This window comes from Ruminococcus sp. XPD3002, from assembly GCA_900119535.1.
GTDB lineage: Bacteria > Bacillota > Clostridia > Oscillospirales > Ruminococcaceae > Ruminococcus > Ruminococcus flavefaciens_H.
The window spans coordinates 93,555-105,225 of the sequence record FPJT01000003.1 but is presented as its reverse complement, the minus strand read 5'-3'; the positions used below and the strand labels follow the sequence as shown (position 1 = coordinate 105,225).

General features: G+C 44.9%; 9 protein-coding genes and 1 tRNA gene. 4 read left to right on the top strand and 6 right to left on the bottom strand.

Annotation, left to right across the window (positions count from 1 at the left end; genetic code table 11):
• Window positions 1–144: 144 nt before the first annotated feature.
• Window positions 145–726: an energy-coupled thiamine transporter ThiT gene (locus BT127_RS03505; RefSeq protein WP_075423649.1), complete on the bottom strand. Its 582-nt coding sequence runs from the start codon at window positions 724–726 to the stop codon at window positions 145–147.
• 129 nt (window positions 727–855) lie between these two features.
• Window positions 856–3,324, bottom strand: a complete 2,469-nt coding sequence (locus BT127_RS03500; RefSeq protein ID WP_502687132.1) for an AMP-binding protein — start codon at window positions 3,322–3,324, stop codon at window positions 856–858.
• A gap of 281 nt (window positions 3,325–3,605) precedes the next feature.
• On the opposite strand from BT127_RS03500, the gene BT127_RS03495 reads away from it, so the two are divergent.
• Genes BT127_RS03495 through BT127_RS03485 form a run of 3 tightly spaced genes read left to right on the top strand, consistent with a single transcriptional unit; the run spans window position 3,606 to window position 7,474 of the window.
• Window positions 3,606–4,019 carry a peptide deformylase gene (locus tag BT127_RS03495; protein WP_075423647.1) on the top strand — a complete coding sequence of 138 codons (414 nt, stop codon included), beginning with the start codon at window positions 3,606–3,608 and terminating at the stop codon, window positions 4,017–4,019.
• A complete protein-coding gene (locus BT127_RS03490) occupies window positions 4,016–5,125 on the top strand; it encodes an SLC13 family permease (protein WP_075423646.1) in 1,110 nt (369 codons plus the stop codon). The genes BT127_RS03495 and BT127_RS03490 overlap by 4 nt, the downstream gene beginning before the upstream one ends.
• Before the next feature lie 18 nt (window positions 5,126–5,143).
• The gene (locus BT127_RS03485; protein ID WP_075423645.1) at window positions 5,144–7,474 is read left to right on the top strand and encodes a hypothetical protein; all 2,331 of its coding nucleotides are present in this window, start codon (window positions 5,144–5,146) and stop codon (window positions 7,472–7,474) included.
• A gap of 155 nt (window positions 7,475–7,629) precedes the next feature.
• On the opposite strand, the gene BT127_RS03480 is transcribed toward BT127_RS03485, so the two are convergent.
• From BT127_RS03480 to nspC, 4 genes are all read right to left on the bottom strand, one after another.
• Window positions 7,630–7,716 (bottom strand) — tRNA-Leu (locus BT127_RS03480).
• A 100-nt stretch (window positions 7,717–7,816) separates the two neighbouring features.
• Window positions 7,817–8,629, bottom strand: coding sequence for an amidohydrolase family protein (locus BT127_RS03475; RefSeq protein ID WP_075423644.1), 813 nt, complete (start codon window positions 8,627–8,629; stop codon window positions 7,817–7,819).
• A gap of 93 nt (window positions 8,630–8,722) precedes the next feature.
• Window positions 8,723–9,208, bottom strand: a complete 486-nt coding sequence (locus tag BT127_RS03470) for a GNAT family N-acetyltransferase (RefSeq protein WP_075423643.1) — start codon at window positions 9,206–9,208, stop codon at window positions 8,723–8,725.
• Between the two features lie 16 nt (window positions 9,209–9,224).
• Window positions 9,225–10,352: a carboxynorspermidine decarboxylase gene (gene nspC, locus BT127_RS03465; protein WP_082334882.1), complete on the bottom strand. Its 1,128-nt coding sequence runs from the start codon at window positions 10,350–10,352 to the stop codon at window positions 9,225–9,227.
• Between the two features lie 103 nt (window positions 10,353–10,455).
• Between nspC and BT127_RS03460 the strand changes: the two genes are divergently transcribed.
• A complete protein-coding gene (locus BT127_RS03460; protein ID WP_075423642.1) occupies window positions 10,456–11,592 on the top strand; it encodes a GGDEF domain-containing protein in 1,137 nt (378 codons plus the stop codon).
• The last annotated feature ends 79 nt before the right edge of the window (window positions 11,593–11,671 follow it).

Below are 11,671 nucleotides of genomic sequence, written 5' to 3'. Positions count from 1 at the left end.
TGATCTCTCTTTTTGTCTGAGTCTTTAAAAAAATTAAGCCTGACACAGCACTCATTAATTTCCGGGTGCCGTGTCAGGCTTTAAATATGTGTCAAAAAGCATAAGGGAAACCCTTTCAAAAGGTTTCCCTCAATAAAACTCGTATTATTCCTCACTTGTAAGTAGCTTTCTTGCCTGTGGTATCTTGAAGAGAGCAAATGCGCCGATCGCTGTGAAGATGATCTCGGGAAGCATATAAGCACCGTTGTAAAGCAGGCTGTAGAGGTAAGTATTATCGGTTGAGAAGCCGTTCCAGAGTTCACCGAATGACTTCCAGATAACTACGCCGCTGAGGAAGTGGCATCCGAAGCGGAGAAGAAGTGCGAAGATAGTACCGAATATCCAGCCGACTGCGCCGCCCTTGCGAGCTATGCCTGCGAAGCCGATGACCGTATAGGCAAGCAGGTAATCAAGGAAGATGCACGCAAGAAGCATACCGATCGAGAGTCCCCAGCCGAAGAGACCGTCCGTGATACCCTGAATGAACTGGAAGAGAGCGAATACGAAGCCTGCACAAAGTCCCTTGCCTACGCCGTACTTTATACTGTAGAGACATATGGGGAGCATGGAAAGGAGAGTTATCGAACCTCCCCAGGGCAGCTTGTACACTCTGATGAAGCTGAGTACGATCGCAAGAGCTACCATTACAGCGCCCTCAACGAGCATTTTGATGTTAGTCTTTTTCATAAAAAACCTCCTGATAAAATATAAGCGCGTATCTGTCAGATACGCGCTGAATTACATTCAAGCTTCCTATCGCTTCTGACGGACAGGTTCAAAGGGTGTGATCTCAACTGTACGGGACAGTACCCCTGCTTATGCTGTTTCTATACTGTTTGCGTTGTGGAGTTTGAGCTTCTCTACAGCCTGTTCTCTCATCTTATATTTGAGTATCTTACCTGCTGCATTCATCGGGAAACCGTCAACGAAGTCCACATATCTCGGACACTTGTGCTTTGCCATACGAGCGAGGCAGAAGTCCTTGATCTCCTGTTCGGTAGCTGTTTCGCCGTCCTGGAGGATGATGCATGCCATTATTTCCTCACCGTAGTCCGCATCGGGAACACCGATTACCTGAACATCCTTTACCTTCGGGTAAGTGTAGAGGAAGTCCTCGATCTCCTTGGGGTAGATATTCTCACCGCCGCGGATTATCATATCCTTGATACGGCCTGTGATCTTGTAGTAACCGTCAGATGAACGGCGTCTTGCAAGGTCACCTGTGTGGAGCCAGCCCTCAGAGTCGATAGCTGCGGCAGTAGCTTCGGGCATCTTGTAGTAGCCCTTCATAATGTTGTAGCCTCTTGCAACGAACTCTCCGTCTGTATCGTCGGGGAGATCCTCGTTAGTCTCGGGATCAACGATCTTGCACTCTACACCGAAAATAGGTCCGCCGACTGTATTGACACGCTGTTCAATGCTGTCGGTAGTCTTGCTCATTGTAGTTGCAGGGGAAGCCTCAGTCTGTCCGTAAGTAATGCATATCTCGGACATGTGCATCTTCTCGATAACTTCCTCCATAGTCTTGATAGGACAAGGTGAACCTGCCATGATACCTGTTCTCATGTAAGAGAAGTCTGTCTTGTCGAAGTCCTCGTGACCGAGCATAGCTATGAACATGGTCGGTACGCCGTGGAAGCAGGTTATCTTCTCCTTGTTTATGCAGGCAAGTCCCTTTCTCGGTGAGAAACGGGTGATAGGTGACATAGTAACGCCGTGTGTAACGGAAGCTGTCATAGCGAGTACCATACCGAAGCAGTGGAACATAGGAACCTGTATCATCATGCGGTCAGCAGTTGAGAGGTCCATGCAGTCGCCGATAGCCTTACCGTTGTTGACAACGTTGTAGTGAGTGAGCATAACGCCCTTCGGGAAGCCTGTAGTACCAGAGGTGTACTGCATATTGCAGACATCGTGGATGTCGATAGTCTTACGGACAGCCTCGACTTCGCTGTAAGGAACTTCCTTAGCCTTTTCGAGAGCTTCTTCCCATGTAAAGCAACCCTTGTTCTTTGAATCGCAGGTAATTACGTTTTTAAGGAATGGGAGCTTTGCGGAAACGAGTTTACCGGGCTCGCATGTATCAAGCTCGGGACAGAGCTCCTTGATAATGTCAACGTAGCTTATATTCTTGATACCGTCCGTCATAACGAGAGTCATTGTATCGGACTGTCTCAGGAGGTACTCAGCCTCGTGGATACGGTATTCGCTGTTCATGGTGACGAGTACTGCGCCGATCTTTGTGGTAGCCCAGAAAGTGATGTACCACTGCGGAACGTTAGTAGCCCAGATAGCAACGTGATCGCCGCGTTTTACGCCCATAGCAAGGAGTGCGCGGGCAAATGTGTCCACATCGTCACGGAACTCGGGATAGGTGCGTGTATATTCCAGTTCGGTATAGCGGAAAGCGTACTGATTTGGGAACTGCTCGCAGATACGGTCGAGGATATCGGGGAAGGTGTAGTTAAGGATCCTTTCCTTCGGCCACGGATACTGACCGTCGCCTCTGCTGCAGGTCTGGAGCGGATGCTTGTGCTTCTTCTTGTAAGGAGCCATATATTCAGCGAACTGAGGGATAACGATACCTGCATCGCTGAGGTCAGGAGCCCAGCGCTTTACCCATTCAAGGGAAATGTAGCCGTTGTAGTTGATAGTATCGAGAGCCTCGATCATTTCCTTTACAGGGATATCGCCGCTGCCCATAATGCGGTACTGAACCTTTCCGTCAGCACCCATAACGCTGTCCTTGACCTGTATATACTTTATGTATTCGCCGAGATTACCGATAGTAGTCTCGGGAGCTTCGTTATTGTATCTGTATGGGTGGTGCATATCCCAGAGCGCAGCCACCTTGCGGCTCTTAACAGCGTTAAGCACCTTTGCAAGACGTGCAGAGTCGCTGTAAACGCCGTTCGTCTCAACGAGGAGAGTAACATTGTACTCCTCAGCGATAGGAACGAGTTCCTTAAGAGCTGAAACTATGTAATCGTCATCGACCTCGCCGCCCGGTGCAGGCTCAAGGTCTCCGAGGATACGGATGAAAGAGGTATTGAGCTTCTGAGCAAGACGAGCGTACTCAGTTATTTCTTCCTTAATTTCAGCGAACTTATCCTTGAATTTAAGGCAGGCGCCTGAAGTAAGGCAGGGGATCTCAAGACCGAGAGAATTGAGTTTCTCTACAGTTTTTGGAAGCTGCTGCTCCGTAAAAGGCTGAGCCTTTACGGAATATATCTGATTTCCGAGACCTCTTATCTCGATTCCGTCGAAACCAAAGTCTTTTGCCATTGAATAAATATCTGTCCATGAAAAATCGGGGCAAGCTAAAGTTGAAAAACTAATTTTCAATAGTATCAGTCCTTTTCTATATGATTTTTTACGTACTTATTAATTATATCACGATAGTGGGTAAAAATCAATAGCAAAGATAAAATTTACTGATTTAACGTAGCAAAGTGATTGCGGTGCCTGTTTTTCGCTATTGCTTGACACTTATTATAATGTGTGATATAATTTTTTATTATGGGTTCGGTTCAGGGACCGTTATATAATACTTTTGGAGAAGAAATATGATAAAAGATATAGTAAAGGATCCTGTTTTCCTTCAGCTTCCCTCTGAGAAAGCCGAAAGAGAGGATCTTCAGACCGCCCGTGACCTCTGCGACACCCTTGCGGCGAACAGCGACAGATGCGTAGGCATGGCGGCAAATATGATCGGAGTCAGAAAGACTATCCTTGCGGCAGTCCTTTCGGGAGGCATAACAGTAATGATAAATCCCGTCATAAAGGATCACTCGGCAAGATCTTTCGAGACCGAGGAAGGCTGCCTTTCCCTCAGCGGAGTCCGCAAGGCTGAAAGGTATGAAATGATAACTGTTGAGTACACGGACATGAAGTTCAAAAAGCGGAAATGTACTCTCAGAGGATTCGAGGCGCAGATAGTTCAGCACGAGATCGATCATTTCAGAGGTGTTCTGATTTGAAGACAGTCAGACGCTTTATCAGTTCCCAGCCAGTACTTGCGGCGGCATTTGCGGCGGCGCTTGTTACGGTTTTCATAGTACCTCCCGACAGGGAGTACATAGGTTACGTCAACAGAACGGTGCTCATCCAGCTGTTCGGACTTATGACGGCAGTTGCTGGACTGCGTTCGGCAGGTATATTCGACTCTGCAACACGCTATCTTCTGCAAAAAACGGGAAACATCCGCAAGCTTGGACTGTTTTTCGTGTTCATATGTTATTTTTCGGCGATGATAGTTACGAATGATGTTGCACTTATCACATTTGTTCCGCTCACGCTGCTGATATACAAGCAGATAGATGACGAAAAGAGCCGTATCCTGACCATAGTCCTTGAAACGATCGCGGCGAATATGGGCAGTATGATGACTCCCGTAGGCAATCCACAGAACCTGTTCCTTTACGATCAATACAAGCTGTCGGCGATGACTTTCCTGAAAATGACGCTTCCCGCAGGTCTTATCAGTCTTGCGATACTGATAGTCCTTACACGGCTTTTGCCTGCGGAAAAATGCAAAGCTCCCGAAAGCAGTATACAGAAGATACCTGTTTACAGGACTGCGGTTTACGCACTGCTTTTCGTGGTATGTCTTTTGTCGGTATTCCGGGTTATACCCGATTATATATGTCTTGCGGCAGCAATTGTCGCTGCCCTTATCACCGAACCGAAGCTTCTCGGCAAGGCGGACTATCCGCTGCTTCTGACCTTTGTGTGCTTTTTCGTGTTCGTTGGAAATATCGCAAGGATCTCATCAGTCAGGGACATGCTCTCTCAGCTCATTGGCGGACGGGAGATCCTTTCGGGAGCGATACTCTCGCAGTTCATAAGCAACGTTCCTGCGGCTGTAATGCTGGCAGGATTCACCGATAACGGTACAAAGCTCCTTATTGGAGTAAATATAGGCGGTATGGGTACACTTATCGCATCACTTGCAAGTCTTATTTCCTTCCAGTTCTACAGGAAAGAGGGTAACGCACAGCCCGGAAAGTACATGGCTGTATTTTCCGTAACAGGCTTTGCGATGCTTGCACTGCTGCTGATACTCTGCTGCCTGATATATCAGTAAAAAAAACGAGGTGTTGAAATGAATATACAAACAGTCTTATTTGCAGTTGAAGTGCTGGTCTATCTTTGCATAGCCGTTATACTTTTTGCATGCACTTCTACGGATAATTCTCCGCTTACTTCAAAGATTAGAAAGCATTCCAAAAAAGCACTGTCCATATGCTGTATTCTTTCTTTGTTTATCATGGTACTTGGTTCAACAGCAATTAATCTCAGCGGCTACAAATATGTGGGCGGATTCAACATGGCCGCCTTTGTTGCATATCTTGTGTACGATCTGAAAGAGGGAAAGTACAGGGCTCTTAAGGCATTCCTTGCACGTTCCTTTGTAGTGTGCATAGCCGCAGAGGTATTTGTGTTCAACTTCAATTCTTCACATCTGTTCGGTGACTATACGGAAAAGACACTGGACCTGAGTACTGCTGTTACTCAGAACTACGATGCAGTATCAAATACCAATATGACCGAGGGTTATTCCACTATCGAATTTATTGGAATAAACATGCCTGTCGGAACTCTCAGCGTGGACTGTACTTCATCGACCAAGCGTTCAGTGAAGTTCAGCATCGACATAACCGATGATACAAACAGCGCAAGCTACCGTTCAAATATTGCGGCAATGGAAGCGCTGAACGACTATACACGTACACAGACGATACCGTGTAATTTCTCGGGCAATGTACACGACCTTAAGCTTTCATTCTCAGCTGATGCAGGCGAGGTGATAACCGTAAGGAGCGTCACTGTCAACAAGCCTATAATGCTTCATTTTTCACTTATCAGATTCCTGATGATGTTCCTCGGAAGCATATTTGTCTTCGCACTCAGACGCAAGGAAATGCTCTACTGCGATTACGAAAAGCGCCGCAAGTCGGTAAAGGTCATAGCGTCTTGCTTTACACTGGTGCTTATGGGATTCTCACTCTACCTTACAATGGCAGGCAAGATCACTGATAATGGTACATGGTCCCTTAAGGACGATTTCCGAATGACTACAGGAAACCAGATATCACAGGAGATAGTTGACGCATTCGAGAATGGTTCTGTTGAACTGAACGAAAAACCGGGACAGGACATACTCAGCGTTGAAAACCCCTATGACTGGAGTCAGCGTAACTGCTATTACCTCTGGGATCACCTTCTCTATAACGGCAAGTACTATTCCTACTACGGCATCGGTCCGGTACTTGCATTGTTCCTTCCTTACCACATGATAACAGGTTTCTACTTCCCGAGCTGCTGGGCAGTATGGCTTTTCGGAGTTATAGGAATCCTCTTCCTTACAAAGGCTTATCTTGCATTTGCGGACAGGTTCTTCGGTAAAACTGCCGCTTCACTGGTACTTCTCGGACTTATGATAATGCAGATGTCCACTGGTATCTACTTCTGCTATTTCCACGCTAACTTCTACGAGATAGCCCAGGCTTCTGGCTTCATTACCACTACTGCGGGAGCGTTCTTCCTTATCACCTCCAACGTTATAGGCGAGGGCAAGGTCAAGAACTGGCGCATTGCACTGTCCACATTCTGTCTTGGAATGGGAGTTCTCTGCCGACCGACTCTTGCTGTTTACTGTATAGCATCGCTCTTCTTTATCTACGCAGGCATGAAGAAAAAGCTTGCAGAGAAGAAGGACAAAGGCAGCGTAGTGCCTTACCTGTTATGTGCGCTTCTGCCGTATGTAGTTCTCGGTTCTGTACAGGTATGGTACAACTACGCAAGATTCGGCAATCCACTTGATTTCGGCATACAGTACTCACTTACCATTAACGACTTCACCAAAGCTCAGTATCATACCCACTTCGTTCTCATCGGCTTCTTCAACTATCTGCTTTCATTCCCGTCCTTTGCTGAGAACTTCCCGTTCTTCACAGCGGATTATGCAAAAACGTTCCAGCCGAACGGTTATTACTTCATAGCAACAGGAGCTTCACTCGGTCTCCTCTGGAGAGCTCTTCCGATACTTGGCTACGGTCAGGCAGTAAGAAGCTACAAGCTTTCCGAGAACAAGAACAAGAGATTCTATGCACTGCTCATATTTGCAGTATGTATAGCTTGTCCCTTTGCGATAATCTTCTCCATATGGGAAAGCGGATTCGGTACAAGATACTGCGTGGACTTTGCATGGCAGATAATACTCGGCGCACTTGTTATCTCATTCTTTATCTGGAGACGCTCACAGGAAAACACAAAGGTACATCTTAACACACTTATGATAGCTTCTGCGGGCATCAGTCTCGTAATGAACTTCATACAGATATTTACCTATGAGAACCCTCTTGAACAGTACAATACAATGTGGCAGCAGGATATAGTTGCATTTGCAAGACTCTTCGAGTTCTGGAAGTAACACAAAAGCGCTCCGATTGATCGGGGCGCTTTGTAATAACGTCTTAATGAGTGGTTTTACATTGCAACGTCTGAATGTGTTACAAATCAGATAATCTGAGGAGCGTAAAAAATTCGCGGCTCAGAAAAACTGAACCGCGAAACTGCGCTTGGCGCTGGTGCCGATGGCGGGGGTCGAACCCGCACGGTGTTGCCACCAACGGATTTTGAGTCCGTCACGTCTGCCAATTCCATCACATCGGCTGAAATTAAGTTGCCGTAAAAACAACAATACTATTATACAACATTTTAATAAAATTGTCAAGAGAAAAAAGGAGAACTGCAGGAACAGTTCTCCTTAATTTTATATACCATAGAATCTTTTGAAGTTTTCGGAAAGAATGAGACGATTTTCTTCTTCGGTGAAACCGAGAGTAAGGAAACGTTCCAGTTCATCTGTATGGCTCCACATTGGAAAATCTGAGCCGAAGAAGCATTTCTCAACGCCGTAGGCCCGTATCATGTGAGCTGCTTTCTGAGGAGAAAGGAAGGCGAGTGAGCTGCTTATATCGAAGCAAACATTTTCATCAAGTCCTGTGAGGTATTCCTCAGCTTGTTCCCAGCTCTGATATCCGCCGAGATGAGCAGCCTGGATCTTAAGCTTCGGGAAATTCTTATGTATATTGGCGATACGCTTTGGAGCTGAGAAATCGTATCTGTTATCGCCGCAGTGTATCATAAGAGGGATTATGCCTTCTATCTGCTCGTATATCTTGAAAGCTTCGGGAGAATCGGCATTGAACTTCTGGAAATCAGGATGCAGTTTAACGCCGTGGAGTCCGAGACTGAGTATCTGCTTGACATCGCCCTCGATATCCTCAGATAATGCGTGAGTAGTACCGAGCCCGTAATACTCTTTGTGTACCTTGCACTCAGAAGCTATAAAGCTGTTGATCGAAGATATCTGGTGCGGAGTTGTTGCAGTAGAGCACACAAGATAGCGTTTAACGCCAATCTTTTTACCGCTTTCGATCAGCTTGCTGCTTACGCCTGTGCTGTCCATTTCGAGTTCATAGAAATGTCCTATATTAACTGTCGCATTTTCTGCAATTTTCTCGGGGAAAATATGAGCATGTGCATCAATGATCTCATACTTTTCAAAAATTTCCTTATTCATATATTCTACTCCTTAAACCAATTTGCCAAAGAATATTATAACGCTTTCGGAGTCATTTGTCAAATAAAGTTAGCCAAGCTCAATACAAATAATCTATAGCGAGTGATAGTAAGGACAAATGTTTGCATATGAACCGTCCTTCATACGGAAACCGTCCGGGATAGTACCGAGTTGAATGAAGCCGAGACGTTCATAAAGATGTCTTGCGTGAATATTAGATTCGACAACCGCATTGAACTGTAATACTCTGAAACCGAGTTCTCTTGCCTTCTGCATACAGTGGATAATGAGCTTTTCGCCTATATGGAGTCCGCGTATATCGCTGTCAACTGCATAGCTTGCGTTGCAGATATGACCGCATCTTCCGATATTATTAGGGTGGAGGATATAAAGACCGCAGAGCTTTTCACCGACAAATGCCGCACCGCAGAATGACTGCTGTGCGAAGAATTCCCTTCCTGTTTCAAGGAAAAGAGGTTCCTCCTGAGGAAAAGCAATGCCTTCTTCAACTACCTGATTCCATATTCGTATCATGTCATCAAGGTCATTTTCTGTGTATTGTTTTATAGTTATGTCCATTTATAAAAGTCCTTTCTTAAAGTCTGCATTTGAAGTCGTCATAGCCAAATGAGCGAAGAAGCTGAGCTGAACCGTCCTCCTTAAGAAGGTAGATTGAGGGGAGCGGCATACCGTTGAAAGTATTGTTCTTGACCATTGAATAGATAGCCATATCCCCGAAAACAAGCCTGTCACCAATTGAAAGGGGAGAGTCGAAGGAGTATTCACCAATCGAGTCACCAGCAAGGCAGGTCTGTGAACCAAGACGGTAGGTGAACTTCTTTTCATCGGGGAGTCCAGAATCGAAAAGCGGGGGACGATAAGGCATTTCCAGAACATCAGGCATATGGCAGGCCGCGGAAGTATCGAGGATAGCTATTGGCATATCATTCTTAGTAATATCCAGAACTTCTGTAACAAGATATCCTGCATTGAGGGCAATTGCTTCACCCGGTTCAAGAAAGACTTCCAGACCGTACTTCTCCTGCAGGTGCTTAATGCATTTTTCAAGACGGGGGATATCGTAGTCCTCACGGGTTATGTGATGACCGCCGCCGAGATTAATCCATTCCATATCTCCGAGTATATCACCGAATTTTTCCTCAACTGCTTCAAGAGTAGCTTCAAGGTCATCTGAATTCTGTTCGCAGAGAGTGTGGAAATGCAGACCGCTTACGCCTCTGAGATCGTTCTTACGGAAGTTTGCGAGTGTGATCCCGAGACGTGATCTGGGAGAACATGGATCATATATCTCGTGACCTTCCTGAGTTGAGTGTTCGGGATTTATCCTCAGACCGATTTTTTTGCCTGCGCTTAGTACCTTATCCCTGTATTTGTCAAGCTGACTGAATGAATTGAAGATAATATGACCGCAGTAACCGATTATCTCGTCGATCTCATTTTTTCTGTAAGCAGCGGAAAAAACGTGATTTTCCTTACCCATTTCTTCATAGCCGAGTTTCGCCTCAAAAAGACCGCTGCATGCAGTACCGCAGAGATACTGACCGATCATCGGATAAAGATGGTAGCAGGAGAAAGCCTTCTGAGCAAGCAGTATTTTGGCGCCTGTTCTTTCCTGAACGCCTTTCAGTATCTCAAGATTGTGTTTAAGAACGGATTCGTCGATAACATAACATGGAGTATCAAACATATCCTTGTCGAGCATTTTATCACCTCATTAAAAAATATGCCATATTAACAAAATAAAGTTGAAATATGTTCATTTATATCGTATAATATGTATAACTTATTTATTTCGGGGGAAAATTATGAATCTGCAGTCTATTTTTATTACAAACGGTATTGGCTGCACGATCCTGATCATTCTGCTTATAAGCAGTCATCACATCAGAAAGAGAAGGATGTTAGGGGACAGACTTTTCTCAGCTATGATATTGCTAAACATATCAGCATGTGTAACAGAGTCTCTGTCGTTCTTTATCGACGGAAAGACATTCCCGTTTTCATATGCTGCCATTATGATCAGTGATATGTATCTATATGTAGTTAATATCGTTATATCGTTCATATGGTTGATATACGTTGACCTGCGCCTGTACGGCGACGTATCAAGATTGAAAAAATACTACGTCAAAGCGGCACTCCCAAGTGTTGCAGCTCTGATAATTCTGTTTTTGAATGTGCGTTTCAGACTTATATTCTATATAGACGAGGAAATGGTATATCATAGATTACCTACAGGATATCTGTTCCTTGGATTTACGCTGTTCAATCTTTTGGGAGCTGTATTCGTAAGACGCAGGCATTATATTAAGTTCGGAAATAACCAGTTCTTTCCTATGTACATGTTCATAACTCCTGTAATGGTTGGAATAATAGTTCAGATGTTAGTCTACGGAGTATCACTTGTATGGTGCTCTGTATCCCTTGGACTTGTTGGAATTTACATGACATTACAGAACGAGCTTTCGTACATTGATCCGCTTACGCGTCTGTATAACCGAAATTATCTAACTCATATGATGAGCGAGATATCCCGTAAGCACAGTGTATCAGGCGGAATAATGATAGATCTTGATTTTTTCAAGGATATCAATGATACATTCGGTCATGCAACAGGTGATGAAGCGCTTGTAGATGCTGCCAAAATAATAAAAAGTGCAGTACCGGGTGATGCATCATCGTTCCGTTTTGCAGGTGATGAATTCATTGTTATATTCCGTGATATCAATGAACTTAAGCTCAAAAAGACAGTAGCTGATATACGTGAAGAGCTGGAACAGTTCAATAACAGCGGACTAAGGGGATACACACTTTCATTTTCGATAGGATATTCGTTATTTGATCCCGAAAAAATGGGCGGTGACGACTTCCTGAACGAAATGGACCGCTATATGTACGAAGAAAAACGAAGAAAACACAGCAGACATGCTGAAATAGCCTGAAGATCGGACTTTAACAGTCCGATCTTTTTTACTTCAGAGATACCCTTAAAAGTATAGGACGGGGTTAACCGTCCTATTG

Coding starts and splice junctions, on each gene's coding strand:
- BT127_RS03505 (WP_075423649.1), bottom strand. CDS start 726: ATGAAAAAGACTAACATCAAAATGCTCGTTGAGGGCGCTGTAATGGTA.
- BT127_RS03500 (WP_502687132.1), bottom strand. CDS start 3,324: ATGGCAAAAGACTTTGGTTTCGACGGAATCGAGATAAGAGGTCTCGGA.
- BT127_RS03495 (WP_075423647.1), top strand. CDS start 3,606: ATGATAAAAGATATAGTAAAGGATCCTGTTTTCCTTCAGCTTCCCTCT.
- BT127_RS03485 (WP_075423645.1), top strand. CDS start 5,144: ATGAATATACAAACAGTCTTATTTGCAGTTGAAGTGCTGGTCTATCTT.
- BT127_RS03475 (WP_075423644.1), bottom strand. CDS start 8,629: ATGAATAAGGAAATTTTTGAAAAGTATGAGATCATTGATGCACATGCT.
- BT127_RS03470 (WP_075423643.1), bottom strand. CDS start 9,208: ATGGACATAACTATAAAACAATACACAGAAAATGACCTTGATGACATG.
- nspC (WP_082334882.1), bottom strand. CDS start 10,352: ATGCTCGACAAGGATATGTTTGATACTCCATGTTATGTTATCGACGAA.
- BT127_RS03460 (WP_075423642.1), top strand. CDS start 10,456: ATGAATCTGCAGTCTATTTTTATTACAAACGGTATTGGCTGCACGATC.